Origin of the sequence: Hydrogenophaga sp. (genome assembly GCF_019635465.1) — a bacterium.
GTDB lineage: Bacteria > Pseudomonadota > Gammaproteobacteria > Burkholderiales > Burkholderiaceae_C > Hydrogenophaga.
The window spans coordinates 103,662-130,374 of record NZ_JAHBZK010000010.1; the positions used below are offsets into that span (position 1 = coordinate 103,662).

Sequence of the window (26,713 nt, forward strand, 5' to 3'; positions counted from 1 at the left end):
AAGGTTCACGGAAGGCGCCCGTCGCGCGACTGCGGTCGCGCGCGGACGCACCACGGGTGGGAACGCTCAGGCGATGGGGGGTTTGAGGTGGCGGCGCGGCGCCAGGCTGGCGTAGCGCACGCGGTGCACGGCCAAGGGCGTGGCCACGACGTCGGAGACAGGCAGGGTGCTCAGCGCCATCTGCAATGCAGGGGCGTTGCACACGTCGCACAGCCGGTGGTCGTGGCTTCCCTGCGGGTCGGCTGGGTGCGCCGCGTCCTGGGGTGCCATGTGCGTCGTGGCGGCATCGCTGGCGTCGGCATGCGGGCAGGGCCCGTTGCCGTGACCCATGGCCGCCGCGGCCTGTGGCGCGTGCTGCCCGCTCGCCATGCCCAGTGCCATGGCATCGCCCACCCAGCCGCGCAAGGGCAGCAGGGCGATCAACAGGGCGATCCAGATCAGGCGCATGGCTGGCAATGATAAGGACCGGGCGATGAAAGTTCCTGCCGGCGGGCGGGCAGGGCCCGTCAACCCGGACAACGCATGACCACCGCCTGCACCGGCCGCGTGAGCGAGGTGTCGGTGACCACGAAGGCCACGCGGTGGGCGATCTTCAGCGGCAGGTACCAGCGCTCGGTGTGGGCGTCGCTGCCGGACCAGGCCGCCACGGGCTGGTAGTGCACCACCACATGGTCGTGGTGCAGCTGTTCGCCGGCGTTTTCGCCCGCGGTGACGCGGCTGCTCACGCCGTCCTGCAACAGCGCCCAGTAGCCCGCCAGTCGCCCAGGCGCGTCGCCCTTGCGCTCTACGCGTGCGATCAGATCGTCGCCTTCGCGCGTCAGACGGATGGCCGGCGCCTGGCCGCCCAGGCGGGGCAGTTCGTTGGACTTCTGGCGGTACCAGTCGCGATCGTCGCGGCCGTTGAGAACGACCTGCGGGGTGTAGACGGTGCGTCCGCCCAGCGTGTCGCGCAGGCGGTACTGGCGCTCGGTGGTGGCCGCGGTGGCGAAGGGGTCGCGCCAGCCGAGGTGGTTCCAGTAGTTGACGTGAAAGGACAGGGCCACCACGTCGTCCTGGCCCTTGAGGCCACTGAGCCAGCGATCGGCGGGCGGGCAAGAGCTGCAGCCTTCCGAGGTGTAGAGCTCGACGATGGCCGGTGCCTGGGTGCCACGGCTGGCCTCGCAGCGGACGTCGGCGGCACCGGCGCCGCCCGCGGACACAGCGAGCAGGCCGAGCAAGGCGCGTTGAAACAGGGTGGACATGGGCACCTCCGCAAAGGAGGTGGGTCGCTGATGGCCGCGGGCGCCTTACGACGACGCAGGCAGGGCCGACAGACGGCGTTCAGTCTGGTCAACCCAGAAGCGCAGGCTGTCGTACAGGTCGTGCGCACTGAACGAGCAACTCTCGGCGTCGAACAGCGCGCTGAATTCGAGGCGATCGAGCAGGCCCTGCAGCACTTCACCGAAACGCGGCGGCAATGTGTCCAGGCGCTCACCGATGTCGCGCAGCCGGCGTGCGGCCTCGGCGGCGCCGATGTCTTGCGCCTGCAGCGCCTGCAGCGTGCCGCGAAACGCGGTCAGGGCGTCATGGGTCGTGGGGTTCATTCGGTGGTGGCGCGGTGGGCGGTGGTGCGTTGGGCAGTGACGGCAGGCGTCACCATCGGCGGCAAGGCGATGCCGCGTTGCTGCAGCACCTGGCGCAAGCGCTCGGGGTGATCGGTGATGAGGCCGTCGACACCCCAGTCGATCAGGCGCTCCATGTCGGGCACTTCGTTGACGGTCCAGGGAATCACGCGCAAGCCTTCGGCGCGTGCGCGCTCGAGGGTGTGCTGGTCGAGGTCGAGGTAGCTCGGTGACCACAACTTGCCGCCCGCGGCCGCGACCAGGGCGGGCGCGTCGTGGTGCTTGTCCAGGCGGGCACCGTCGGTCCATTCGCCACTGGCCAGCGTGTTGAAGCGCGGGCGTTGCGCGGTGAGGAAGCTCAAGGGCAGCTCGGGCGTCACGCGCCTGGCGGCCTTGAGCACGGCCCAGTCGAAACTTTGCAGGGTGCAGCGCATGCCCATGCCATGGCGCGCGATGACAGCGGCCACCGCGTGCACGAATTCGTCGGGTGCAGGCGACTCGTGTGCGCGCATCGGGTTGCGCTTGAGTTCGATGTTGAAGCGCACATGGTCTGCGCGCAATCGGCGCACCAGCGCGAAGACCTCGTCCAGCGTCGGGATGCGCTGACCGTCGATGGCCTGTTGCTGCTCGAAATCACGCGCATAGCGGGACGCCGGGTTGATGCGGCCGACATCGAATTCGGCGATCTGCGCCAGCGTGAGGCTGTGAAAGGGCTGACCGCGGCTTTGCAGCCAGCGACCTTCGGCGTCGCGTGTGATATCGGGGTTGGGCGCCGTGTCGTGCGAGACCACCGGCATGCCGTCGGCGCTGAGCACCACATCGAGCTCCAGCGTGCTGACCCCGATGGCCAGCGCCCGCTCGAAGCCGGCCAGGGTGTTCTCGGGTGCCAGGGCCCTGGCGCCGCGGTGGCCCTGCAGGTCAAAGGCGAGCGCGGCGCCTGCGCACCACAGCGACAGGCCCAGCGCCGTGGTGCAGCCCCAGCGCAGCCAGGTCAGGCGCTGCGCGGCAGGCGGGGTCGAAATTTGCATGGTGGTCTCCTCGCGGGCGCCGGCATTGTGCGCCCGCGCCGTGACCACCTCAAGTCAATGGCCGAGGATCTTGGACAGAAAGTCCTTGCTGCGCTCGTTCTGCGGGTTGTTGAAAAACTCGTGCGGCGAGTTCTGCTCGACGATCTGCCCCTGGTCCATGAAGATCACGCGGTCGGCGACGGCCTTGGCGAAGCCCATCTCGTGCGTGACGCACAACATGGTGATGCCCTGGTTGGCCAGCTCGATCATGACGTCGAGCACCTCCTTGATCATCTCGGGGTCGAGTGCAGAGGTGGGCTCATCGAACAGCATGATCTTGGGCGTGAGGCACAGGGCGCGCGCAATGGCCACGCGCTGCTGCTGGCCACCCGAGAGCTGCAGCGGAAACTTCTTGGCCTGCTCGGCAATGCGCACGCGCTGCAACTGCTGCATGGCGCGTTCCTCGGCCTCCTTCTTGGGCATCTTGCCCACCCACATGGGCGACAGCGTCAGGTTCTCCAGCACCGTCAGGTGCGGGAAGAGGTTGAACTGCTGGAACACCATGCCGACGTTCTTGCGCACCTTGTCGATGGCCTTCACGTCGTCGGTGAGTTCGGTGCCGTCGACGGTGAGCGTGCCTTGCTGGTGCTCCTCAAGCCGGTTGATGCAGCGGATCAGCGTGGACTTGCCCGAGCCCGACGGCCCGCAGATCACGATGCGTTCGCCCTTGGCGACCGACAGGTCGATGTCGCGCAGCACGTGGAAATCGTTGCCGTACCACTTGTTGACCTTGTCGAAGCTGATGATGGCTGGTTCTGACATGTGCGACTCTCGTTCATCGCGCCTTGCTGGCGCTGAGTTGTTTTTCGACCCACAGGCTGTAGCGCGACATGGCGAAGCAGCCGGTGAAGTAGATGAGGGTGATGAAGAAGTAGGCCTCGAGCTTGAACGGGCGCCATTGCACGTCGGAGTTCAGGGCCAGCGACAGCGCACCGGTGAGCTCGTAGAGCGAGACGATGGTGACCAGCGAGGTGTCCTTGAACAGCGAAATGAAGGTATTCATGATGCTGGGCACCACCAGCGACAGCGCCTGCGGCAGCACGATCAGCCGCTGTGTCTGCCAGTAGCCGAGCCCGAGCGAATCGGCCGCTTCGAACTGGCCCTTGGGTACCGCCTGCAGACCGCCGCGCACGGTCTCGGCCATGTAGGCCGCAATGAACAGCGTGAGCCCGGCGATCACCCGCACCAGCACGTCCACCGTCACGCCCTGCGGCACGAACAGCGGGAACATGAACGACGCCATGAAGAGCACCGAGATCAGCGGCACGCCGCGGATCAGCTCGACGTACAGCACGCAGATGGTGCGAATGGCGGGCAGCTTGGCACGCCGCCCCAGGGCCACCACCACCGACAGCGGGAACGCCAGGAACAGCGAGAGCACCGCCAGCATGATGGTCAGCGGCAGGCCACCCCAGACCTCGGTGCGCACCGATTCCAGGCCGAGGACGCCGCCACCCATCAGCGTGAAGAACACGGCCAGGATGCCCACCCACAGCAAGCCGAGCCAGGGCTTCCAGAAGGCGCGCATGCAGCTCACGATGAGGCCGCCGATCACCAGCAAGGTGGCCACCAGCGGACGCCATTGGTCTTCAAAGGGGTAGCGGCCGAACAGGATGATTCGGTACTTCTCGGCCACCACGCCCCAGCAGGCGCCCACGCCGCGAGCGGCCTGGCAGGCTTCCGGATCAGGGCGGAACACGGCGCCCGCGATGACCCAGCGCCACAGGCCCGGCAGGGCCCAGACCAGCACGGCCGCCACGATGACCGTGGCCAGCACCGACTTCCAGTCGGCGAACAGATTGCGGCGGACCCACACCATCGGGCCCGACTGGCGCACCGGAGATGGGCGCGCTGCGATGGGTTGAAACTGCGTGCTCATGGCGATCAACGCTCCTTGATCGCCATTCGGCGGTTGTACCAGTTCATCACCAGTGAGGTGGTGAGCGAGGTGCTGAGGTAGACCAGCATGATGATGGCGATGCACTCCACCGCACGCCCGCTCTGGTTGATGGTGGTGTTGGCAATCGACACCACGTCCGGGTAGCCCACGACAACCGCCAGCGACGAGTTCTTGGTGAGGTTGAGGTACTGGTTGGTCAGCGGCGGAATGATCACGCGCATGGCCTGCGGCAGGATCACCAGCTTCATCTTCTGCCCCGGGTTCAGGCCCAGTGCCGACGCCGCTTCGTCCTGACCACGTCCCACCGACTGGATACCGCCGCGCACCACCTCGGCCACGAAGGACGAGGTGTACATGACCAAGCCGATCAGCAGCGCCAGGAACTCAGGCGTGAGCGCCACGCCGCCGTCCACCATGAAGGGCAGCTGTTCGGGAATGCGCCACTCGCGCGGCATGCCCGCCACCACCCAGCCGACGATGGCGAAGGCCAGCAACATGGCCAGCGGCGCCCACACGCGGTCACCGTCCTGCCCGGTTGCCTCGAAGCGTTTGTGTACGCGTCGGCGCCACAACAGGCCCGCGATCAAACCCACCAGCAGACCCAGCAGCACGTGGCCCACGCCCGCGGCGGGCCAGGGCGTCGACAGGCCGCCCTTGCTCAGAAAGAACAGGTCGGCCAGGTTCCATGCCTCGTTGGACGGCGGCAGGATCTCGATGAAGACCAGGTACCACATGAGCAGCTGCAGCAGCAGCGGCACGTTGCGAAATGCTTCGACGTAGCCGTAGCTCAGGCCGCGCACCAACGCATTGCGCGAGAAGCGCCCCACGCCGAGCAAGACGCCCAGCAAGGTGGTGAGGATGATGCCGGCGATGGCCACCTTGACCGTGTTGAGCACACCCACCCAGATGGCCTTGCCGTAGCTCTGGCTGGGGTCATAGGGCACAACGGTTTCGCCGATGTCGAAGCCGGCGCTGGCCTGCAGAAAGTCAAAACCGCTCTGGATGCCACGCGCCTGCATATTGGCCTGCGTGTTGTGCGCCAGGTACCACAGGCCCAGCGCCAGCAGAGCAATGGCGATGACCTGGTAGATCAGGCCTCGCGTGGCCCGGCTGTTGAGCGAGAAGTGCCGGGTCTTGGGAGGGGGGGATGCAGAGATGGCCAAAGGAGTCCTCGCCGATGTGTCCACACCAGTGCGCCATCACCCCCGTCCGCCATGGCTTTCGAAGGAGAAGGCACCACGATCACGGTGCGTGGCCACCAACGCGGCCACGGTTCCGCAACAAAGCATGGGCGAGGCGCCAGGGCCTCGCTCATGCGCCGGTCAGCGGACCGGCGGGGAGTACATCAGGCCGCCTTGCGTCCAGAGGTTGTTGACGCCGCGCGGCAGACCGATCGCAGTCTTCGGGCCCACGTGGCGCTCGAACTGCTCGCCGTAGTTGCCGACGGCCTTGATGGCGCGGTACGCCCATTCCTTGTCGAGACCCAGCAGCTTGCCGGTGTCTTCGTTGCCCATGCCGAGCAGGCGCATGACGCTGGGGTTGGTGCTGGAGCCCTTCATTTCGTCGACGTTGGCCTGGGTGATGCCGTATTCCTCGGCTTCGATCAGGGCAAAGCCCACCCATTTGACGATGGCGAAGAAGTCATCGTCGCCGCGGCGCACGGACGGGCCCAGCGGCTCTTTGGAAATCAGCTCGGGCAGGATGACGTGGTCATCGGGCTTGGCCATGTCTTTGGCGCGGGTGGAGGCCAGGCCGGATGCGTCGGTGGTGTACGCCTGGCAACGGCCGGAGGCGTAGGCGCCAACGGCGGCTTCGAGCTTCTCGAACACCACCGGCTTGATGTTGAGTTTGTTGGCGCGCGAGTAGTCGGTGAGGTTCAGCTCGGTGGTGGTGCCCGACTGCACGCAGACGGTGGCGCCCTTGAGCTGTTTGGCGCTCTTGACGTTGAGCTTCTTGGGCACCATGAAGCCCTGGCCGTCGTAGAAGTTCACGCCCGTGAAGTCGATGCCCAGCGAGGCGTCGCGCGTCAGCGTCCAGGTCGTGTTGCGCGCCAGCATGTCGATCTCGCCGGACTGCAGTGCGGTGAAGCGTTGCTGCGCCGTCAGGGGCACGAAGCGAACCTTGTTGGGGTCGCCCAGCAGGGCGGCGGCCACCGAGCGGCAGACGTCGACATCCATGCCGCTCCATTTGCCTTGGCTGTCAGCCGCCGAGAAGCCGGGCAGGCCGGTGTTCACACCGCAGTTGAGTTCGCCGCGCTTCTTGATGGCGTCGACGTCCTTGCCCGCGAAAGCGGGGGCGGCCATGAGGGCTGCGGTGGCGCCCAGGGTCAGGGCGGTCAGCTTCAGGCTCTGAAATTTCATGCGGTCTCTCCGTGCTTGTGGAAGGTTGTGAGGCACCGGTCAGTTGCACCCGATCGGTGCACTGGCCGGCTGCGGGGCACTGTATTCCCGGGGTTTCCACCAGGGGATCGGGGTTTACGTGGGAAAGCCATGCAAAGGATGTATTGGTTCATCGCACCACAATGGCCCGTGCGCCTGCGGTGGCGGTGTCAGCAGGTTCCATGCCACGGCGCTTCGTCCCTGTGGCGACATACAGACCTGTCGGCCCAGGCCGCAGGCCCGTATGCTGCGGCGGGAGCGCGCCACGCAGGGCCATTGCCCTGAACCACCAGAGCGTGCCCGATCGGAGACAAGCCACATGCCATCTGCCCCTACCGTGCCCGTGGGCGCGCACCACCGTTTCTGGCCGCGCCGACTGCCGCACGCCATCCGACCACCCGCAACGTCGCTGTGGGTCAACCTCGAAGTCAGCGCGCGCCGCTACCCCGACAAGCCGGCGCTGGTGTTCTTCGACCGGAGCATCACTTACGCCGAGCTGCAAACGCAGGCCGAGGCGCTGGCGGCGCATTTGCGCGAGCAAGGGGTGCAGGACGGCGATCGCGTGATCGTCTTCATGCAGAACTGCCCGCAGTGGATCGTCGCGTACTACGCCGTGCTGCGCGCCAATGCGGTGGTGGTGCCGGTGAACCCCATGAACAAGGCCGACGAGCTCGGTCACTACATCACCGACCCGGATGCGCGCGTGGCCATCTGTGCGGCCGACCTGGCGCCCGAGCTGGTCAAGGCCAACGCCGAGGTACCAGCCGCCGAGCAACTGCGCCATCTGGTGGTGACCCACTACAGCGATGCCTACGGACCCCAGGCCGAGGTCCCACCGGCCTGGCAACCGTGGTTGAACACACAGCACGAACGGCCCACGCTGATCAGTGGCAGCGTAGCCACCTGGGCCGAGGCGCTGGCCTGCCAGGCGGCGCTGCCCGCGCACAACCGCGGGCCGAATGACCTGGCCGTGTTGCCCTACACCAGCGGTACCACGGGTCTGCCCAAGGGCTGCATGCACCCGCACAGCAGCCTGATGCACAACGCGGTGGCAGGCAGTCTGTGGGCCGGCAACTCGCCCGAGACCGTGGCTTTGCTGGTGGTGCCCTTGTTTCACATCACCGGCATGGTGACGGGCATGCACACCGCGATCTACGGTGGCTCCACCCTGGTGGTCATGCCGCGCTGGGACCGCGAACTCGCGGGGCGGCTCATCTCGCGCTGGCGCGTCACGCACTGGACCAACATCCCGACCATGGTGATCGACCTGCTGGCCAGCCCCAGCTTCGATCAGTACGACCTGTCGAGCCTGGTCTACATCGGCGGTGGCGGTGCGGCCATGCCGCAGGCCGTCGCCCAGCGCTTGCTCGAGCTTTTCTGCTTGCGCTTCGTCGAAGGCTACGGCCTGACCGAAACCGCGGCGCCGTCGCACAGCAACCCGCCCGACAACCCCAAGCAGCAGTGCCTGGGCATTCCGTTCATGAGCACCGACGCGCGCGTCATCGACCCCGAGACACTCAAGGAGGTGCCGCAAGGCGAGACCGGCGAGATCGTGATCCACGGTCCCGAGGTCTTCAACGGTTACTGGAAGCGCCCCGAGGCCACGGCCGCGGCCTTCATCGAGATCGACGGCAAGCGCTTCTTCCGCTCGGGCGACCTGGGGCGCGTCGATGAGGACGGCTACTTCTTCATCACCGACCGCCTCAAACGCATGATCAACGCCAGCGGCTTCAAGGTCTGGCCGGCCGAGGTCGAGGCGCTGATGTTCAAGCACCCCGCCATCGCCGAGGCCTGCGTGATCGCCACGCGCGACGCCTACCGCGGTGAAAGCGTCAAGGCCGTTGTGGTGCTGCGCGGTGACGCCAAAGGCAAGACCAGCGAAGCCGACATCCTGGCCTGGTGCCGCGAGCACATGGCGGTCTACAAGGCGCCGCGCGAGGTCGAGTTCGTTGACGCGCTGCCCAAGAGCGGCAGCGGCAAGGTGATGTGGCGCTGGCTGCAGGAGCAGGAAGCTGCGCGCGCACCAGCTGCCGACAAGCCGGGTCAGAAAGCGGATGAGAAGGCTGATAAGAAAGCGGCCTCGGCACAATGACGCATGTCTTCCCGTTCCCCTGGGTGGCGCCGCATCTGGCGCCCGCATCACCCGCTGTTCTGGCTTGTCGCGGCGTTTCAACTGCTGACCGCGGTGCTGGTTCTCTTTCTGCAAATCTCCGATCCGGCCAGCGCCTTGCGCTGGCTGCTGGCCGCCGTGGCGCTGCTCAATTCCGTGGTGGGCTGGTGGCTATTGGCGCGTCTGTGGCGGGCGCCACCCTTACCCCAGGAGCAACCCTCTGATGTTCAACGGTCTGCTGATCACCAAGCCTGAGAGCGGCTACCGCTGCGACCTCGCCCGCATCGACGAAGCCCAGTTGCCCACGACCGGCGACGTGAGCGTTGCCGTCGCCTACTCCACGATCAACTACAAGGACGGCCTGGCCATCACCGGCAAGTCGCCGGTGGTGCGCAGCTTCCCCCTGGTGCCGGGCATCGATTTCGCCGGCACCGTCACCGCCAGCGATCACCCTGCCTACAAGGCGGGCGACGCGGTGGTGCTTAATGGCTGGGGCGTGGGCGAGGCGCATTGGGGCGGTCTGGCACAGATGGCGCGCGTCAAGGGCGACTGGCTGCTGCCGCTGCCGAGTGCCTTCACGCCGCGCCAGGCCATGGCGATCGGCACGGCGGGCTACACCGCCATGCTGTGCGTGCAGGCGCTGCAGCGCCATTGGGCCGAGCAGGGCGTGGCGGCCGGCAGCGGCGAAGTGCTGGTGACCGGTGCGGGCGGTGGCGTGGGCAGCGTGGCGATTGCCCTGCTGGCCGCGCTGGGGCACACCGTGGTGGCCTCCACCGGGCGCCCTCAGGAGGCCGACTATCTCAAGGGCCTGGGCGCTGCGGCGGTAATCGACCGCGCCGAGCTGTCCGGCCCCGGCAAGCCGCTGCAGAAGGAACGCTGGATCGGGGTGGTTGACGCCGTCGGCAGCCACACGCTGGCCAACGCCTGCGCCAGCACCCGCTACGGCGGCGCTGTGGCGGCCTGTGGCCTGGCACAGGGCATGGACCTGCCCGCCAGCGTGGCGCCGTTCATCCTGCGCGGGGTGGCGCTGTACGGCATCGACAGCGTCATGGCGCCCAAGGCCCGGCGCGAAGCCGCATGGGCCGGTCTGGCCCAGCACCTGGACCGCGCCCGGCTGGACGCCATCACCCAGGAAATCGCCCTGGGCGAGGCCATCGAGGCCGGAGCGAAGGTGCTGGCCGGGCAGGTGCGCGGGCGCCTGGTGGTCGACGTCAACCGCTGAAAGCACCCCTGGCATGTGGGGAGAACCGGGGTCATCGGCGGGGAAACCCGGTTTTTTTGCACCAATTTCGCCCTGAGAGTTACGCAAAGGTCAAATTTGTGCTGGAATCTCGCCGCTGATCGGCTGTCACAAACCTCCCATCGTTACCCCTCTCGCACGCCGAACCCCGAATGAAGCAGTTCTTCTCGACCTTGTTCGACACCGTCGCTCAGCGTCTGCACAGCGAGACCCGTCACGAAGACCCGCACCGCCTGATGCGCATCCGCCAGGCCATGGTGGAGCTGGTGGGCCCGGTCAATGACTGGGAATCCGAGCTGTTGCGTCACCGTGTGCTGGTGGCCGATTCGGCCAAATCGCTGTGGTTCTTGCGACCCGCTTTGCTGCAGTGGCTGTGCCGTCGCCACGACGAGCGCGCCGCCATGGGGCTGGTGATGTCGCTTCAGCCGCTGTTTGAAGGCATGGTCGAGGCCTCGCTGCTCACGCCGTCGGCCGCTGCGCGCCGCGCCCGACGCGACTCATCGCTCGGTCTTTGAGCCCGTCGTCGGCTCGGCTCAGGCCCCGTCGCGGTTGGGTGCGTTGACGGTGGCGTCGTAGGCGTGCCAGGTGGCATGCCCGATCACCGGCCCGATCACAAGCAACCCCAGGAACCAGGGCGCCATCGCCAGCGCCACCGTCAGCGCGATCAATGCACCCCAGCACAGCATCACGCCCGGGTTTTGCAGACACGCGCGGATGCTGGTCAGCCCGGCCGAGATCGCGTCGGTGCCACGGTCCAGGATCATGGGGATGCTCACCACACTGGTGACGAAGATCAGCCCCGCGAAGATGGCGCCCACCACCGTCCAGGTGATCAGGAATTCGATGTTCTGGCCGCTGAGCAGTTGCGTCAGCAGGTTGTGCGCGTCGGGCATGGTGTTGAAGGTGACGGCAAACACCACCAGCGAGGCCCGGCCCCACAGCATCTCGAGGATCAGCAGCACACCCGCAAAGATGGCCATGGTGCCCTTGGTGGGCACCCAGGCGCGCAGCGAGCGCCGCAGCGACGGACGCTCCCCGCGTTGCAGGGCGCGACTGGCGTCGTACAGACCCAGGCAGAGGAAGGGCCCCATCAGCAGAAAGCCCGCGGACAACGCCAGCACGTAGGCCGGCGCCTGCTGGAACACCCACAGCAGCGCATGCCCCATCAGGAAGAAGCAGGCGCCGTAGAACAGGCCGATGCGCGGGCAGCGCACAAAGTCGGCCCAACCGGCGCGCAACCAGGCGAGGGGTGCAGACACGTTCAGCGCGGCAATGCGCAGATTGAAAACCGATGACTCTGACGCGGCAGGCGCGGGTTCCTGGGTGTCGGGTGGCGTGGGGTCCGTGGTGGCGTTCATCTAGGGCCTTTTCACACTATTTTTCCAAGTGCGAACGGGGTGAAAACAGCGCCAATCCAGGCGCGGGACGACGGCCAGGCTGGCTGCCTGGCCTGGGAGTGCAACGAAGAGTGGCGCTGTTTTCACCCCGTTCCCTGCGGGTTGCGGCCAAAAAGGGCCATGCGCCGCGTTGCGAAGCCTCGCCGGGCCACCGGCCCGTCTGCGTTTCGCGCCTTGCGCATGGCCTTTTTGATCCGCAACGCATCTTGGAAAAATAGTGTGAACAGGCCCTAGCGATTGGGCCACCGACAGCGCATGGCCCTGATGCGGGCTTTCCCCGAGGGCGCCCCCTACACTCGCCGGCCATGAGCACGTCCGAGTTTTCCCCGCCCTACCTGTCGCCCCACGCCATGGACACCGCCTTGCGCGAGCGCGGGGTGGGCTTGCTCAGTGGTGCAGACACCGCGGCCTGGATCGGCGTGCCGCTGGCCGCGCTGCGTGAACTCGAGCCGTTCTGGCACCGTCTCGCACCCGACAACTACCTCAAGGACGGTGGCCGCTACCGCCAGCGCCGGCACAGCTGCTTTGTGGTCGACGGCGAGCGACTCACCCAGGTGCCGCACCGGGCCCATTGGCAACCGGTGGAATACAACGCCTTGCACGGCGGCATGCAGCGCTGGTTTGAACCGATGGAAGACGCCATGGTGGCGTCAGCCGCGTGGCAGCGCTTGCTGCTGCGCCTGGGCGCCGCGGCCAGCGCCTTGCGCGGCCCGCAGCCCTGGTTCGTGGAGGCACATCCGTTTCGCATCGACACCACCGACGGCATTGGCCGACCCACGCCCGAAGGCGCCCACCGCGACGGCGTGGACCTGGTGGCGGTTTTCCTGGTCGGGCGCCACGCCATCAAGGGCGGCGAGAGCCGGGTATTCGACGCCAACGGCCCCGGCGGCCAGCGCTTCACGCTGCGCGATCCGTGGTCGTTGCTGTTGCTCGACGACCCGCGCGTGATCCACGAAAGCACACCCATTCAGCCCGACCCGGCCGATGGGCTGGGCTGGCGCGACACGCTGGTGGTGACCCTGCGCGCGGGCGGCTTTCAGGGGGCGTGACCGACGGGTGGGGCGTGCACGTCAGCCCCGGTGGCGGCGTGCACGATGCGCACCTGGTCGCCCACGGTCAACAGGCCGCCGGCCAGCACGCGCGCAGTGAGGCCGCCGTGTCCCCGCATGGCGTTGTAGCCACCTGGCCCCAGCAGGGTCTCCATGCGCGAGCACGGTGCGCAGTCACCGGTGGCTTCGAGCACCACCGACGTGCCGATGTGGATGTGCATGGTTTCGCCCGCAAACGGGTTGAGCGCGGCCCTCAGGTTCAGGCCCGAGATCACCAGGTTGCGGCGCAAGGTCTCGGGTTTCACCACTTGATGGGTGAGGGCGGCGATCACGGGCAGATGCTCGGCCTGGATCAGCGTCACCTGGCGCCGGGCACTGCGGCGCAACGCCGTGTGATCGCCCTGCAGGCCGCGCCCCGCGATGGCCTCGACCTGATCGACGAGTTCGGCTGGCACCAGCCGCGCGCCGCGCAGCACGATCGCCTGCAGCCGGCCCGTGCCCGGCACGTGGGCGGTCAGGGCGTGCAGCCCGCTTGCTGGTCCGCGCCCGTTCACACCCCACCCGTGGGGTGTGTCGGGTCCACCCACAGCACCGTCTCGGGCTTTTCCGCCGGTTCGATGTCGAGGTTGACCGCCACCGCCTGCCCGTCGCTGCGGCACAGCACACACTCCAGCACCTCGGTGGGGCTGGCGTTGATCTCCTGGTGCGGCACGTAGGGCGGCACGTAGATGAAATCGCCCGGGCCGGCTTCGGCGGTGAATTCCAGCTGGTCGCCCCAGCGCATGCGCGCGCGGCCTTTGACCACGTAGATCACGCTCTCCAGGTGGCCGTGGTGGTGGGCGCCGGTCTTGGCGTCGGGGTGGATGGTCACCGTGCCGGCCCACAGCTTCTGGGCGCCGACCCGAGCGAAGGTGATGGCCGCCTTGCGGTCCATGCCGGGCGTGGACGGCACGTTGCCGTCGAGCTGGTTGCCCGGGATCACCCGCACGCCGTTGTGCTTCCAGGGCGGGTCTTCTTCGTGCGCGGGGTCGTGCGCATGTTCGTGGTCGTGGTCGTGGGCCATGGCGCTGCTCCGGTGGGAGACGCCAGTGTGCCAGCGCAGATCGCGCGATAGACCGACAATCCAGGGTTTTCCCCGAGCCTGGAGTGCCCGCCTTGCCATTGCCCGCCCCCGCCCCCCGCACCCCCATGCACACCCGCCGCGTCACCTACCAGGGCTTCCAGCGCGACGACGGCCTTTGGGACATCGAAGGCGAGCTGCACGACAGCAAGCCCTTTGACTTCGAGATTCGCGGCGAACGCCGCTGGGAGGCCGGCGAGCCGGTACACCACATGCGCCTGCGCGTCACCTTTGACGAGCGCATGGTGATCCACGCGATCGACGTTGCGATGGACGCCTTCCCGCACGAGCCCTGCCCCCAGGTGATGCCCGCGATGCAGCGCATGGTGGGCGAGACGCTGGGCCGGGGCTGGCGCCACACCATCCAGCGCCACCTGGGTGGCCTGCAGGGCTGCACCCACTTGCGCGAGCTGCTCTACAACCTCGCCACCGCCGCCATGCAATCGCGCTCGGGCTCGTTTGCGCCCAGCGGCAACCGCCCGCCGCCGCACCTGGGCCAATGCCACACCTGGGACTTCGACGGCCCGGTGGTGGAGAAGGTCTACCCGATGTTCTTTCGCTGGCGCGCGCCGGCCAAAGACGAGCCGAGCGCAGGCACAACGGTCAACGACCCGCAGGCCGTTCGCTGATCGGCCCCCGGCCTGGCCAGCGCCGGTTCAGTGCCGGTTCATCGCCAGAGCTTGCCGCACAGCCCGCGGTACACGAAGGGCGAGCTTGGGGCAGTGGGCTGGCTGCCCACCGGCTCCAGCGACACCGCCAGCTCCACCGCCGGGAAGAACACCTGCTCGGCCGGCTCGGCCAGCGTGAGGCGGGTGAAGGGGGCCTGCGCCACCTGTGGCATAGGCGCCACCGCTGTGACCACGCCCGCTTTGTCGATGCGCCACAGGTACAGCGTCTGTCCCTCGGGCACATCTACCGGCGTCACGCGCTTGATGTCCACCACCGTGCCCCGGCGCAGGCTGGAGATGATCAGCCCCGGCTGCCCCTGGGCCGTGCCCAGCACGCCCACATAGCTGTCGGGCAGTTCCATGCCGCGGCGCTGGTCGATCTGCATCTGCCAGACTACCGGCACCACCATGCCCACCGCCAGCCCCATGGCCAGCGCGCTTGCCGGGATGGGGGCCAGCCAGCGTTGCCACCACGAGGGCGCCGTCGCCGCAGGCGCCTTGCCGGTGGTGGCGCCGGCGATGCGTTGCCACAGCGCGGTGCTGGGCGCCTGCTCGGGCAGGGCTCGGTGCAAGGGGGCCAGCCGCTGCGTCCAGTCGTTCACTGCGCTCACCAGCGCAGGGTGGTGGTGCATCGCGGCCTCAAACCGGCGGCGCGCGGGGCCTTGCAGCGTGCCGGCCACGTAGGCCGCCGCCAGCGGTTCGATGGCCGATGGGTTGCGGTACCAGTTCATGCCACGGCCTCCATGCAGCCCTTGAGCCGCATCAGGCTGCGCCGCGTCCAGGCTTTCACGGTGCCCAGCGGTCGCGCCATGCGCTGCGCAATCTCGTTGTGGGTCAGACCCTCGTAGAAGGCCAGCAGCAAGGCCTGGCGGGGCTCGGTCTCCAGCGTGCCCATGCAACGCGTGAGTTGCGCGTCGTCGGCGTGGGACAGCAGCTGATCCAGCGGCGAGCCACCGTCGGCCGCCACGTCGTGCGTTTGCTCTTCGCCGCTGTCACTGCGCCAGTGCAGTGGCTCTTCGGGCTTGCGCTGGCGCAGCAGGTCGATGGCCCTGTGACGGGTGACCACACACAGCCAGGCCAGCGTGCGGTGCTGGCCGGGTGCTGCCGTGGCCGTGCGGTGCCAGATGGCGGTGAACACCTCCTGCAGCACGTCTTCTGCCATGGCGCGCTCCTGTGTCACGCGCATGGCCACCGCCAGCAAGCGGCTGGCGACCTGGTGGTACAGGGCTTCAAACGCCTTGGCGTCGCGCAAGGCCACGCGTGCGAGCAGTTGGCCGACTTCTTCTCGGTCATCCATCGGGACAGGCCTCCCCCATGCGAAGCGGCCGAGCATACCTTGGCGATATGCCCGGCCACATTCCTGTTCCTCCAGGCGCTGGCGCTTGCTCAGTACACCGGATTGAAGGACGAAGGCACCAGCGGCTTGGACGAGATCACGTGCCACACACCGCCCGAGCCGTCGCCGTTGCGCTCGCCGGGCTTGGTGTCACCGGCAAAGTAGTAGAGCGGCTTGCCATTGACCGTCCACTGGCGCGTGTCGCTGATCAGGCCGAACTCGCCCGTGGCCGCGGCGTCGGCCTTGGCGGTGAAGGCGGGCCAGGCCGCCAGGCAGCCGCCGCTGCAGTTGCTCTTGTTGGGTGCGTCCTTGTCGAAGATGTAGAGCGTGCGCCCGGTCTTGTCGGCCAGCACGCCGTTGTGCATGACGGGTTGGGCCTGGGCGGCGGCGGCGAGGAGGGACAGGCCGCAGGCGGCCAAGAGTGCACGGGTGTTCATGGTGTCATAGTCCTTGGTAGGTGGTTGGAACGGCGCGCAACATTGCGTGCCTGCCTTCAGAACGGACGACATGCGCGTCTGGATGCACCTGCCTCAAAAAAAACTTTCTGCCCAGGCGAATGCGCCGCTGTTCAGCCCGTCAGCCCGGCCGCCTGCACCCGGAGCTCGGTCTTGAGCACCTTGCCGTAGTGGTTCTTGGGCAAGGCGTCGACGAAGACATAGCGCTTGGGGCGCTTGAAGCGCGCGATCCGGGCCAGGCAGTGCGCGTCCAGACCCTGGGCGTCCACCGCCGCACCGGGCGCGGTCACCACGAAGGCCACCACGATCTCGCCCCATTCGGCGTCGGGCGCACCCACCACCGCCACCTCGCTCACGCCGGGTGCGGTCAGCAGCACTTCTTCCACCTCGCGCGGGTAGATGTTGGAGCCGCCGCTGATGAGCAGGTCCTTGCTGCGGTCCTTGAGTGTGAGGAAGCCCTGCGGGTCGAGCGCACCCATGTCGCCGGTCCAGAGCCAGCCGTCGCGGATGGCGGCGGCCGTGGCCTCGGGGTTGCGCCAGTAGCCGGCCATGACCGAGTCGCCGCGCACCAGCACCTCGCCAACCTCGTTGGCGGCCAGGCTTTGGCCGTCGGCGTCGGCCACGCGCACCTGTACCGGCGTCTGTGCCACGCCCACCGAGGCCAGCCGCGCTGCGTGGTCGGGGTGTGCGCCGTCGGCAATGTGCGCACGCGAGAGCGCGGTGGCGGTCATAGGTGTCTCGCCCTGGCCGTAGATCTGCACGAAGCGCGGACCCATCACGCGCAACGCGCGCTGCATGTCGGCCACGTACATGGGCGCGCCGCCATAGACGATGGTCTTGAACGCGCGGGCCGCGTCGGTGGGCGTGAGGCCCTGCGCCTCGGCGTGGTCGACCAGCCGCTTCACGATGGTGGGCGCCGCGAAGGTCGACAAGGGCCCCAACGCATCGCCAAGCGCGAACAGCTCGGCCGCGTCCACCCCGCCCGACGCCGGCACCACATGCCGCGCACCCGCCATGAGATGCGGAATGGCGTACAGCCCGCAGCCGTGCGACATGGGGGCGGCATAGACGATGGCGTCGCCCGGTGCCACCGCATCCACGTCCGCAAAGTAGCCCATGCCCATGGTCATGAGGTTGCGCTGCGTGATCATCACGCCCTTGGGGCGCCCGGTGGTGCCGCTGGTGTAGAACAGCCAGGCCAGGTCGTCGGGTGCGCTCTCGTGCGGCGCAGGCAGGGCCGCATCGGGCAGTGGCGCCAGCAGGGCGTCGGCCTCGCTCGATTCGACATCGATCTGCCGCTGCAGGCCCGCCAGCGGCCGCGGCGCCACGTCGCGCGTGACGAAGGCCCAGCGGGCCTGCGCGTTGTCGACGATCCATTCCACCTCGGCCGGGTGCAGCTTGGCGTTGACCGGCACCACCGCCAGCCCGGCCCACCATGCGCCCCACAGCAGTTCGAGGTAGCGCGGGTGGTTGCGCATGAACAGCACCAGCCGGTCACCGGGTTGCAGGCCGGCCGCACGCAGGCGTTGCGCCAGAGCGGCACTGCGCTGCGCCCACAGCGCGTGCGTGGCCCACACATCGGTGCCGTTGAAGATGGCGGGACCATCCGGCGCAAGGAGGGCCTGGCGGACGAGCAGTGGCGCAAGTGACATGACGCTGAACGGGGCGAGGTGACGAAGGCGCACACCATAGCGGCGGCAGCGCGCGTCCGCCAGCACGCTGGCGCCAGGCACGTGATCGCGGCGTTGTTGCGACGCTGTTGCGACGCACCAAACGGCCGCCGCGCTGGAATAATCGCGCTCCTCGGCACCACCGGTGCCCACTGGTGGAGCCGCCCATGCTGGATGGATCGGGACAGCGACTGCACGGCCGTTTGCTGGGTCATGCCGACCTGGCCGAGGCGCTGGCCCTGGTGCCGGCCTGGCTGCCCCTGCCACCGGCCTTGCGCGCCGACCTGCCGTCCGTGTGGACGCGTCTGCTGGGCCACAGCGGCTTCAACGCCGACCTCATCGAAGACCTCGACCGCCCGCCGGGCCAGCGCATCGTCGGCCTGGGCGTGGCCGTTGCGCTCGACGCCACCTGGGCGCAGCGCCTGATCGACGACCCGCCACCGTTTGCCGCCGCGCACCTGTACGCCGCGCTGGCCGATGGCAGCTTCCAGCCCCCCAGCGACAAGGAGCTGGCCCGACTGAGCGGCCAGGGCGAGGTGAGCTTCTTCGTGCTGCACTACGAGCAGGTGCTCAACGACCTGGCCGACCCCGACACGCTGGAGCTGCTGGGGGTGGCGATGACGCTGTTTCGCCAGGCGCACGCCGGTTACCGCCTGCAGCACCTCTACCAGGAGGGCCTGGGCGAGCAGGGGGCCTACCTGCAGAGCATGGGCTTTCGGACCCGCACCGCGCGCGCGCAGGACGGCGTGCCCGAGCTCTACGGGCTCAGCCGCGCCGAGGCCGCGCGCCTGTTGCCCGGCTCGCCGGTGCGCGACGCCTTTCAGTTCACGCCGCCGCACTTCGGCTTTTCGGCGGCCGAGCGGCGCCTGTTGCGCCTGGCGGTGACGCAACTCAGCGACGACGAGATCGGCGACGAACTGGGCGTGTCGGTGCATGGCGTCAAGAAGCTCTGGCGCTCGGTCTACCAGCGCGCCATGGGGGCCATGCCGGGCCTGTTCGATGAGGCAGGCGCCGAGGCCGACGCCGGCACGCGCGGCCCCGAGAAGCGGCGCGCGCTGCTGCACTACCTGCGTCAGCACCCCGAAGAGCTGCGCCCCTACGCAGCCATGGCGGATTCGCCCCGGCGCGCGGCCGCACCACCCAACCCGGTGGCGGGTTGAGCCTCGGCGCGGGCGTTCCCTCACCCGTGGAGGCGGGTGCCCAAATAGGGCAGTACCCAAATTGAGGTCTGCCGCCCAAGGCGGCGCCTGGCGACCATCGCGGCTGTGCTGTTCACTGCCGATGCGTCCGCCATGCCTCAAGCCCAACCCCGCCCCACCACCGCTGCCGACGAACCCCAGCCGCGCGACGATGCGCTGACCACCGCCTGTGCGACGCGCCGGCTGCAGCCCTACCGCCTGGCCCACAAGGCCTTGCGCGCCACGCTGTCGCAGGTGCTGCACAACGCCGGCGCGCTGGACGCCGCCGACCCGCAGGAGCGCGCCCGGCTGGTGGACGACGTGGAACGCTTGCTGGCGGTGTGCGCCGACCACCTGGCACACGAGAACCGCTACCTGCACGAGCCGCTGCGCGAGCGCTCGGCGCACGCGGTGCTGGCCTTTCACTACGACCACCTCGATCACCTCGACGCCATCGACAACATGCGGCTGTTGCTGCAACGCCTGCGCGACGCCGGGGCCCATGGCGACGATGTCGAGGCACTGGGCTACGAGCTGTACCTGCGGCTGTCGCAATTCGTCGGCGACAGTCTGGCGCACATGTCGGAAGAGGAGGGCACGCTCACCTGTGCGCTGTGGGCGCACTTCAGCGACGACGAGCTGCAGGCGCTGATCGATCGCCTGCGCGACGCGCTCTCGCCGGCCGAAATGGAGGGCTTCGTGCGCACGCTGGCGGGTGCGCTCAACACCAGCGAGCTCGCCCACCTGATCGACGACATGCAGCACAGCCTGCCACCAGCGCGAGCGCGCGGCCTGTTGGGCCTGCTGCGCGACGAGCTGCACGCCCTTCGACGCACCGACGTCGCCGCGCGCCTGGGCCTGCCGCCCGAGCCCTTGTTGTTCGCCACCTGAGTTCCGCGGCCCGCGCGCCTGTGGCGCGGGTCGCTGCCAGCCCCTTTCTCATCCATCGACGCGGCTGTGCCCGCCAAGGACCTTGTCATGCCTCCTGTTTTCACCGACGCCGAATCAACGGCCACCGATGCGCCGCAGCGCGCACCCCTGGCCGCCTGGCGCGCCGCGCTGGCGCTGCTGTTCTCCACCGCCTTCCTGTTCACCGGTTGCGGTGGCGGTGGGGGCGACGCCGTGGCGGGGGCGCCAGCGACCGCTGGCGCCCCCAGCACACCGGCCCAGGCGCCGACCACCCCCGCTGGCTCGGCCGAGGGCGTGATGACCACCGCCAGCATTGGCCCGGCCGGTGGCACGCTGCGCAGCGTGGATGGCGCGCTCACGCTGGAGGTGCCGGTAGGCGCGTTGGCACAGGCCACCACGCTGAGCATCCAGCCCATCGGTAACGCCGCCCATGGCGGGCGGGGCCGCGCCTTTCGCATCTCACCGGAGGGCCTGCACAGCGCCGTGCCCATGACGCTGCGCTTCGCGGTCGACGACGCCATGCTCGAGGGCAGCGCCATGGGTGTGATGCAGGTCGCGACGCAAAGCGCCGATGGCAGCTGGCAGGTCTACCGCAACGCGGTGCGCGACCTGGGCGGGCGCACGCTGAGCGTGCAGACCTCGCACTTCAGCGACTGGGCTGTGATCGCAGGCGCGCAGTTGCGCCCGGGCACCGCCACCCTGCCGGTCGGCCAGTCGATCGACCTCACACTGGTGACCTGCAAGGCGCAGCCCGGCCAGGGCGAGACGTCCACGCTCGACGCCTGCACCGAGCAGCCGGTGTTCGTGGGTGAGCTCTCCCAGTGGTCGGTCAGTGGCGTGCCGGGCGGCACGCAGGCCACGGGCGTGATCACCGAAATCCCGCTCAGCGGCCCGGCACAGGGCGAGGCGCCGCACCGTGCGCGCTTTGACGCCCCGGTGCTGCTGCCTTCTCCCAACCCGGTGGCGGTGTCGGTGGTGTACGACGAGGTGGCGCCGGGCGCGGTGCCGGTCACGCTGGTGTCGAACATCCTGATCACCCGCTACCAGGGTTGCCAGTGGCTGCGCGACGTGGCCACCCTGCACTTCGAGACCGAACTGGCCTATGACTTCACCGGCAGCGGCCCCTTGGGGGCTCTGCAACTGCATCAGCAGGGCGTGCTGCGCGGCGAGCTGCAAAGCATCGACCAGAACGACTTCTTTGGCACCTTCCGCGGGCTGAGCACGCAGGGCAGCGCCACGCTGGACGATCGCCACACCAGCGACGGCGTCACCACGCGCCTGTTCGGCGACGGGCAGCCGGCCATCGGCACCGGCATCGACCAGAACCAGATCAGCGGCGCCACCTTCGTCATCGACTACCGCACCTGCACCTACACCATCCAGACCCAGATCGCGGTCGTGGCCACCAGCGGCGAGCCGGGCGACGTGCCACGCCCCGCCGTGGTGGGCGGCTTCACGCGCGGCAACGTGGCCATCGACGAAATCAACGGCATCGGGGGCTACCAGGACATGCCGGTGCGCGGCGAGCCGGACGCGGCAGGCACCTACGCGCCCGGCGGCCTGGGCATCGGCCTGGTGTCCGACGGCTACGCCACCGATGCCACCAGCGGCACGGCCGCGGTGCGCTGGGTGATCCACCGCATGACCTTCTGACATCCCCACCACAAGAGCCATCACCATGAACCACCTGAACCCGCTTCAACGCCTGCGCGCCGTGTGTGCCGCTGTGGCCCTGTGCAGCCTCTCGGCCACCGCCTTGGCCGACATCGACTGCTGGATGGATGCCGAGCACCCGCGCACGGCCGACCAGCTTGCGGTCGGCGACCAGCGCGCCGCACCCACGCGCGCCACCCTGCACGCCCTCAACGCCTTGCTGCACCGCCAGGCCGAGCTGCATGCGCTGCCGCGCAGCCGTTTGCGCAGCAGCTGGCAGATCGGCGGACAGTGGACGGCGCCTGCGCGATCGGCGCACTTTCTGCTGCGCGACCACCGCGAGTCGATGTGGCAAGGCCGTTGCGACGTGCTCAAAGGGGCCGACCGCCTGCCGCCGCGCGCCAGCATCGTGGTCGGTGTCAACGCGCCCAACACCTTCTTCGTCAGCAGCGTGCCCGACGTCAAGGACGACCAGCTCGAGGCCTTCCGCGAACTGCCGGCCACCGGCCAGATTGGCGGCCACACGCTCTACGACGGCCACATGCTGGTGTTCACCGCCAATGGCCGCCTGCCCTGGGTGCCTGTCACCGTCGCCGAGTACCTCGACTTCACCGAGCGTGATCTGCAGCGCCAGATCGCCGAAGCCGATGGCAACCGGCGCGAGGTCCAGCAAGCCAGCGCACCCGGCGCCGACGAGGCCATGCTGCAGCGCGTGGCCGAAGGCCTGCGCAAGGCCAACCCCGCTGGCGCAGAGAAGCTGATCGCCGAGATCCGTGCCCAGCACGCGGCCGCCCGCGCCCAGGCCGAGGCAACCGAAGCGCGCCGTCGCGCCAACCCGGCCTTCGACAACGACCCGCTGCGCACCATGCTGGCCAAGGTGCGGGCCTGGCGTGCGGGTCGCACGCCAGCGCAACTGGCGGCGCAGGCGCGCCTCGGGCTCAACGGCCTGCAGCCGGCCGACACGCCCGACGAGCGCTTTGCCCTGCTGGCCAGACCCGACCCCGCCTTCGCCTGGGACCGCGAGCACCCCGCACGGGTGCAGATGCTGATGGTGTCGGTGCGCGGGGGTGCCGAATTCGAAGCGCCCATGCAGCGCGTGCTGCAGACACTGGATGTGGCGGGCCTGCAGGCGCTGGTGTCTTCCCCTGTCGGCGCGCACAATGCCGCCGCGCGTTGAACCGGAGCTGTCATGAGCACTCGCAAGAAGAACGGACGCTGGGTGCGTCTCGTTGCCATCGTGTTGGGGTCGTTGGTGGTGCTGGCGGCGGTGGCGCTGGGCACCGGTGTGCTGCTGGCCGAGCGCAAGCAGCAGCGCCAGGTCGCGCTCACGGTGCAAGCCGTGGCCTACAGGAACGACGCCGTCGCTCTTGAACGCGGGCGCTACCTCTACGCATCGCGCGGCTGTGTGGACTGCCACGGCGCCAACGGCGCCGGCCGCACCTTTGTGGACGACGGTGGCCTCACCATTGCCGGGCCCAACATCACGACCGGCTCCGGTGGCGTGGTCGGGGCCTACCAGCCCGTTGACTGGGTGCGCACCATCCGCCACGGCGTCACCCCGCAAGGCCGCGCCCTGATGGTGATGCCCAGCGAGGACTACAACCGCTTCACCGACGACGACCTCGCTGCGCTGGTAGCGCACATCCGTGCCTTGCCAGCGCAAAGCGGGCAGGGCGCCGTGGTGAAGCTGCCCCTGCCGGTCAAAGCGCTGTATGGCTTTGGCGTGATCAAGGATGCGGCCGCCAGAATCGACCACAGCCTGCCACCGCAGGCGCCGGTGGCCGAAGGCGTCACCCTCGAACACGGCCGCTACGTCGCCAACATGTGCGTGGGCTGTCACGGCGTGGGTCTGGCTGGCGGCAAAATCCCTGGCGGCCCGCCCGACTGGCCCTCGGCGGCCAACCTCACGCCGGGCGAGGGCAGCGTGATGGGCCACTACCCCGACGCCGATGCGCTGATCGCGATGTTTCGCAGCGGCCAGCGCAGCGACGGCACGGCGGTGCAGGTGATGCCGTTCGAGTCTCTGCGCGAGATGAACGAGACCGATCTGCGCGCCCTGCACCTGTTCCTCAAGGCACTGCCGGCGCGCCCGCACGGGTGAGGGCGACCTCGGGTGGGGCAAAGACCCCCTGAATATGATGGGCATCATATTCAAGGGTATGCTCCGCCACCAGATTCAGTGCCTGCTACCGAGCCAGCCCCATGCCCGCCCAGACCGCCACGCCCCGCAAACAGCAAAGCCACGACCGCATCCTCGATGTCGCGTCCAAGGCCCTGCGCGAAGGTGGGTTCCAGGGCGTGGGTGTAGCCGATGTGATGAAGCGCGCCGGCCTCACGCACGGCGGCTTCTACGCCCACTTTGCCTCGCGTGAGGCCTTGCTGGCCGAGGCGCTGGACCGCGCCGGGCAGGACAGCCAGACGCGTTTGCAGAAATCGGTGGCCACCGGCGAAGCCAAGGCCATCAGCCCGTTTCGGGCCCTGGTCGAAGGCTATCTGTCGGAGCGCCACCTGCAATCGCCCGGCTCGGGTTGCCCGGTGGCTTCGCTGGCCTCCGATGTGCCGCGCCAGGCCGACGTGGTGCGTGAGGCTGCGCTGCGGCGCATCGATGGCTTGACCGATGCGGTCGCGCGCGCACTGGGGCCCACCCACCGCCCGGACGCTGCGGCGATCGTGGTGGCGCAGCTGGTGGGTGCCTTGCAGATCGCCAGGGCCTACGGCAACAACGCCCGGGGGCGGCGTCACCTGGCCATCAGCCGCGAGCATTTGCTGGGGCAGTTCGAGCCGCTGCCCGCCTGAAATCCTTCACCAGGCACGCCGTGAGGCGGGCCTTTTTCTTCGTCATTGAATATGACGATCATCATATGGAGAGCGCTTCATGGAACTCAAGGACGCAGTCGTTTTCATCACCGGCGCCAATCGCGGCATCGGTGAGGCCTTTGTGCAGGAGGCCTTGGCGCGTGGCGCACGCAAGGTCTACGCCGCCAGCCGCCGCCCGATGGCCAATCTGCCAGACCGCGTGGTGCCCGTGACGCTGGACGTGACCGACCCCGCCCAGGTGGCCCAGGCGGCGCAAACCTGCGCCGACGTGACCGTGCTGGTGAACAACGCGGGCGTGGCCGAGACCGGCGGCTTTCTGAGCGCGGACGCGCTGGATTCGATGCAGCGCCAGCTCGACGTGAATGTGTTCGGCATGTGGCGTTTGGCCAGCGCGTTTGCGCCAGTGCTGGCCAGCCATGGTGGCGGCGCGCTGCTCAATGTGCTGTCGATCGCCAGCTGGATCAATCGCCCGATGCTGGGCACCTATGGCGCCACCAAGTCGGCGGCCTGGGCGCTCACCAATGGCCTGCGCCAGGAGCTGAGCGCGCAGGGCACGCAGGTGACGGCCTTGCACATGGGCTTCGTGGACACCGACCTTACGCGTGGCATCGACATGCCCAAGTCCACACCGCAAGCCATCGTGCGCGAGGCCTTTGACGGCCTGGAATCGGGCGCACCAGAGGTGCTGGCCGATGCGCTGACCCGCCAGGTGAAGCTCTCGCTCAGCGGCGACGCCGCGGCTTACCTGGCCACCGCATGAAGGCGCAGGCTGCGCAGCCCATGCTGCATGGGCCATTGCTGCCCACGCTGTTGCGCCTGGCCACGCCCAACGCGATCGGCCTGTTTGCCAACACCGTGGTCATCGGCTGGGACGGCTACATCGTGGGTCGGCTCGGACCGGACGCGCTGGCCGGCGTGGCCGTGGTGTTGCCCGTGGCCATGCTGATGCTGCAGATGTCGGCCGGGGCGTTGGGAGGCAGCACCACGGCCGTGGTGGCGCGCGCCTTGGGCGCGGGCGACACACCGCGCGCTGTGCGACTGGCGCAGCACGCCCTGATGGTGGGCTGGCTGGCCTCGTTGTTGTTCACCCTGGCCTTTGCCTGGCCCCTGGTCTATGGCCTGATGGGCGCACGCCAGGCGGTGCTGGCGCACGCCAGCCAGTACGCCGCGGTGCTGTTCTCTGGCGCGTTTGCGGTGTGGACGATCAACGTGTTGGCGGGCATCGCGCGCGGCGCTGGCGACATGAAGGCCGCGGCACTGGCCTTGATCGCCACCACCGTGATGCACGTGGGTCTGAGCTCCGTGCTGGTGTTCGGCGCCGCCGGCTTGCCACCGCTAGGTGTGGCCGGCGCAGCGGCCAGCACGGTGCTGTGCAACGCGGTCTCCGCGGTGGCGCTGCTCATGTGGTTGTCTCGCCGATCGAGCGCGGTGCGGGTGCTGGGGTCGGCCTGGCGCGTGCGGCGCGATGCCTTCGCGCAGGTGCTGCGTCTGGCCCTGCCGTCGGCACTGAGCCCGGTGCTCAGTAACGGCTCGATCGCACTGGCCACCGCCTTCATGGCGGGCCTGGGCAGCCTGGCGGTGGCGGGCTACGGCATCGCCGCGCGGCTGGAATATGTGCTGGTACCGATCGCCTTCGGCGTGGGTGGCGCGCTCACCGCGATGGTGGCGGCCAACCTGGGCGCCGGACAGGTGGCCCGCGCGCGGCGTGTGACCTGGCAGGGCGCGGCATTGGTGTGTGGCATCACCGGCGCGATCGGCCTGGTGGCTGCACTGCAGCCGCAGTGGTGGATGGCCATGTTCACCAGCGACGCCGCGGTGCAGGCGGCGGGTGCCGGTTACCTGCGCGTCGTGGGTGGCAGCTACGGCTTCTTTGGCCTGGGCCTGGCCTTGTTCTTTGCCTCGCAAGGCGCGGGGCGTCTGGCGGCGCCGCTGATGTCGAGCGCCGCGCGTCTGCTCGTGGTGGGCGTGGGGGGCTGGATGGCGCTGCACGTCCTGCAGGCCGGTACCACCAGCCTGTACGCGGTGATCGCGCTGAGCCTGACGGTGATGGGCGTGGCGCTGGCCTGGGCGGTGTACCGCGCGGACTGGTCCTCGCCCGTGCCGGCCTGAACCATGGGACGAGGACGGCGCTGCGGCTTGGCCGCATCGGTGCGCGCACCTACGAT

The 26,713-nt window shown here is 68.9% G+C and carries 29 protein-coding genes; 14 read left to right on the top strand and 15 right to left on the bottom strand.

Annotated elements, in window-relative coordinates; all coding sequences use genetic code 11:
* Positions 1 to 66: 66 nt before the first annotated feature.
* The 8 genes from KF871_RS11095 to KF871_RS11130 all read right to left on the bottom strand — a co-directional run bounded on the left by KF871_RS11095 (position 67) and on the right by KF871_RS11130 (position 6,928).
* Positions 67 to 447 carry a DUF2946 family protein gene (locus KF871_RS11095; RefSeq protein ID WP_291142036.1) on the bottom strand — a complete coding sequence of 127 codons (381 nt, stop codon included), beginning with the start codon at positions 445 to 447 and terminating at the stop codon, positions 67 to 69.
* A gap of 59 nt (positions 448 to 506) precedes the next feature.
* On the bottom strand, positions 507 to 1,241 hold the full coding sequence (locus tag KF871_RS11100) for a thioredoxin family protein (RefSeq protein ID WP_291142039.1): 735 nt from the start codon (positions 1,239 to 1,241) through the stop codon (positions 507 to 509).
* Positions 1,242 to 1,286: 45 nt separating this feature from the next.
* Positions 1,287 to 1,583 carry a hypothetical protein gene (locus KF871_RS11105; protein ID WP_291142041.1) on the bottom strand — a complete coding sequence of 99 codons (297 nt, stop codon included), beginning with the start codon at positions 1,581 to 1,583 and terminating at the stop codon, positions 1,287 to 1,289.
* Positions 1,580 to 2,629 (bottom strand): glycerophosphodiester phosphodiesterase, encoded by a 1,050-nt coding sequence (locus KF871_RS11110; protein WP_291142043.1) that lies wholly within the window; start codon positions 2,627 to 2,629, stop codon positions 1,580 to 1,582. The genes KF871_RS11105 and KF871_RS11110 overlap by 4 nt, the downstream gene beginning before the upstream one ends.
* Before the next feature lie 54 nt (positions 2,630 to 2,683).
* Positions 2,684 to 3,430: an amino acid ABC transporter ATP-binding protein gene (locus tag KF871_RS11115; RefSeq protein ID WP_291142045.1), complete on the bottom strand. Its 747-nt coding sequence runs from the start codon at positions 3,428 to 3,430 to the stop codon at positions 2,684 to 2,686.
* A 13-nt stretch (positions 3,431 to 3,443) separates the two neighbouring features.
* Complete coding sequence (locus KF871_RS11120; protein WP_291142047.1) at positions 3,444 to 4,547, bottom strand: amino acid ABC transporter permease; 1,104 nt, start codon at positions 4,545 to 4,547, stop codon at positions 3,444 to 3,446.
* Positions 4,548 to 4,552: 5 nt separating this feature from the next.
* Complete coding sequence (locus KF871_RS11125) at positions 4,553 to 5,731, bottom strand: amino acid ABC transporter permease (RefSeq protein ID WP_367172049.1); 1,179 nt, start codon at positions 5,729 to 5,731, stop codon at positions 4,553 to 4,555.
* A 159-nt stretch (positions 5,732 to 5,890) separates the two neighbouring features.
* Complete coding sequence (locus KF871_RS11130; RefSeq protein WP_291142049.1) at positions 5,891 to 6,928, bottom strand: amino acid ABC transporter substrate-binding protein; 1,038 nt, start codon at positions 6,926 to 6,928, stop codon at positions 5,891 to 5,893.
* A 337-nt stretch (positions 6,929 to 7,265) separates the two neighbouring features.
* On the opposite strand from KF871_RS11130, the gene KF871_RS11135 reads away from it, so the two are divergent.
* From KF871_RS11135 to KF871_RS11150, 4 genes are all read left to right on the top strand, one after another.
* Positions 7,266 to 9,038, top strand: coding sequence for a long-chain fatty acid--CoA ligase (locus tag KF871_RS11135; RefSeq protein ID WP_291142051.1), 1,773 nt, complete (start codon positions 7,266 to 7,268; stop codon positions 9,036 to 9,038).
* 3 nt (positions 9,039 to 9,041) lie between these two features.
* Positions 9,042 to 9,311, top strand: a complete 270-nt coding sequence (locus tag KF871_RS11140) for a hypothetical protein (protein WP_291142054.1) — start codon at positions 9,042 to 9,044, stop codon at positions 9,309 to 9,311.
* Positions 9,280 to 10,278: an MDR family oxidoreductase gene (locus KF871_RS11145; protein WP_291142057.1), complete on the top strand. Its 999-nt coding sequence runs from the start codon at positions 9,280 to 9,282 to the stop codon at positions 10,276 to 10,278. Before KF871_RS11140 ends, KF871_RS11145 begins: the two co-directional genes overlap by 32 nt.
* Before the next feature lie 170 nt (positions 10,279 to 10,448).
* A complete protein-coding gene (locus tag KF871_RS11150) occupies positions 10,449 to 10,811 on the top strand; it encodes a hypothetical protein (protein WP_291142060.1) in 363 nt (120 codons plus the stop codon).
* An 18-nt stretch (positions 10,812 to 10,829) separates the two neighbouring features.
* Here the strand turns inward: KF871_RS11150 and KF871_RS11155 are convergent, their stop codons facing one another.
* Entirely contained in the window at positions 10,830 to 11,654 is an 825-nt protein-coding gene (locus KF871_RS11155) for a DUF2189 domain-containing protein (RefSeq protein WP_291142062.1), read from the bottom strand.
* A 344-nt stretch (positions 11,655 to 11,998) separates the two neighbouring features.
* Here KF871_RS11155 and KF871_RS11160 point away from each other — a divergent pair, with 344 nt between their 5' ends.
* Positions 11,999 to 12,742 (top strand): 2OG-Fe dioxygenase family protein, encoded by a 744-nt coding sequence (locus KF871_RS11160; RefSeq protein WP_291142065.1) that lies wholly within the window; start codon positions 11,999 to 12,001, stop codon positions 12,740 to 12,742.
* On the opposite strand, the gene KF871_RS11165 is transcribed toward KF871_RS11160, so the two are convergent.
* Both KF871_RS11165 and KF871_RS11170 read right to left on the bottom strand, forming a co-directional pair.
* Complete coding sequence (locus KF871_RS11165; protein ID WP_291142068.1) at positions 12,730 to 13,296, bottom strand: MOSC domain-containing protein; 567 nt, start codon at positions 13,294 to 13,296, stop codon at positions 12,730 to 12,732. The two genes, KF871_RS11160 and KF871_RS11165, sit on opposite strands and share 13 nt — an antisense overlap.
* Positions 13,293 to 13,805, bottom strand: coding sequence for a cupin domain-containing protein (locus KF871_RS11170; protein WP_291142069.1), 513 nt, complete (start codon positions 13,803 to 13,805; stop codon positions 13,293 to 13,295). Before KF871_RS11170 ends, KF871_RS11165 begins: the two co-directional genes overlap by 4 nt.
* A 92-nt stretch (positions 13,806 to 13,897) precedes the next feature.
* Here KF871_RS11170 and KF871_RS11175 point away from each other — a divergent pair, with 92 nt between their 5' ends.
* A complete protein-coding gene (locus KF871_RS11175; RefSeq protein WP_291142072.1) occupies positions 13,898 to 14,491 on the top strand; it encodes a DUF2889 domain-containing protein in 594 nt (197 codons plus the stop codon).
* Positions 14,492 to 14,529: 38 nt separating this feature from the next.
* Here KF871_RS11175 and KF871_RS11180 read toward each other — a convergent pair whose 3' ends face one another.
* The 4 genes from KF871_RS11180 to KF871_RS11195 all read right to left on the bottom strand — a co-directional run bounded on the left by KF871_RS11180 (position 14,530) and on the right by KF871_RS11195 (position 17,973).
* Positions 14,530 to 15,261, bottom strand: coding sequence for an anti-sigma factor (locus KF871_RS11180; protein WP_291142075.1), 732 nt, complete (start codon positions 15,259 to 15,261; stop codon positions 14,530 to 14,532).
* A complete protein-coding gene (locus tag KF871_RS11185; RefSeq protein WP_291142078.1) occupies positions 15,258 to 15,827 on the bottom strand; it encodes a sigma-70 family RNA polymerase sigma factor in 570 nt (189 codons plus the stop codon). The genes KF871_RS11180 and KF871_RS11185 overlap by 4 nt, the downstream gene beginning before the upstream one ends.
* A gap of 89 nt (positions 15,828 to 15,916) precedes the next feature.
* Complete coding sequence (locus tag KF871_RS11190; RefSeq protein ID WP_291142080.1) at positions 15,917 to 16,303, bottom strand: hypothetical protein; 387 nt, start codon at positions 16,301 to 16,303, stop codon at positions 15,917 to 15,919.
* 131 nt (positions 16,304 to 16,434) lie between these two features.
* A complete protein-coding gene (locus tag KF871_RS11195) occupies positions 16,435 to 17,973 on the bottom strand; it encodes an AMP-binding protein (protein ID WP_291142177.1) in 1,539 nt (512 codons plus the stop codon).
* 185 nt (positions 17,974 to 18,158) lie between these two features.
* Between KF871_RS11195 and KF871_RS11200 the strand changes: the two genes are divergently transcribed.
* The 8 genes from KF871_RS11200 (at position 18,159) to KF871_RS11235 (ending at position 26,657) form a co-directional block, all read left to right on the top strand.
* Positions 18,159 to 19,151 (top strand): hypothetical protein, encoded by a 993-nt coding sequence (locus KF871_RS11200; RefSeq protein ID WP_291142083.1) that lies wholly within the window; start codon positions 18,159 to 18,161, stop codon positions 19,149 to 19,151.
* A gap of 132 nt (positions 19,152 to 19,283) precedes the next feature.
* Entirely contained in the window at positions 19,284 to 20,060 is a 777-nt protein-coding gene (locus tag KF871_RS11205; RefSeq protein WP_291142086.1) for a hypothetical protein, read from the top strand.
* An 87-nt stretch (positions 20,061 to 20,147) separates the two neighbouring features.
* Complete coding sequence (locus KF871_RS11210; RefSeq protein ID WP_291142089.1) at positions 20,148 to 21,731, top strand: hypothetical protein; 1,584 nt, start codon at positions 20,148 to 20,150, stop codon at positions 21,729 to 21,731.
* A gap of 25 nt (positions 21,732 to 21,756) precedes the next feature.
* The gene (locus KF871_RS11215) at positions 21,757 to 22,908 is read left to right on the top strand and encodes a hypothetical protein (protein WP_291142093.1); all 1,152 of its coding nucleotides are present in this window, start codon (positions 21,757 to 21,759) and stop codon (positions 22,906 to 22,908) included.
* 12 nt (positions 22,909 to 22,920) lie between these two features.
* A complete protein-coding gene (locus KF871_RS11220) occupies positions 22,921 to 23,832 on the top strand; it encodes a cytochrome c (protein WP_291142095.1) in 912 nt (303 codons plus the stop codon).
* Between the two features lie 101 nt (positions 23,833 to 23,933).
* A complete protein-coding gene (locus KF871_RS11225; protein ID WP_291142098.1) occupies positions 23,934 to 24,527 on the top strand; it encodes a TetR/AcrR family transcriptional regulator in 594 nt (197 codons plus the stop codon).
* A 79-nt stretch (positions 24,528 to 24,606) separates the two neighbouring features.
* Positions 24,607 to 25,308 (top strand): SDR family oxidoreductase, encoded by a 702-nt coding sequence (locus KF871_RS11230; protein WP_291142101.1) that lies wholly within the window; start codon positions 24,607 to 24,609, stop codon positions 25,306 to 25,308.
* Positions 25,305 to 26,657, top strand: coding sequence for an MATE family efflux transporter (locus KF871_RS11235; RefSeq protein WP_291142105.1), 1,353 nt, complete (start codon positions 25,305 to 25,307; stop codon positions 26,655 to 26,657). The genes KF871_RS11230 and KF871_RS11235 overlap by 4 nt, the downstream gene beginning before the upstream one ends.
* Positions 26,658 to 26,713 lie beyond the last annotated feature (56 nt).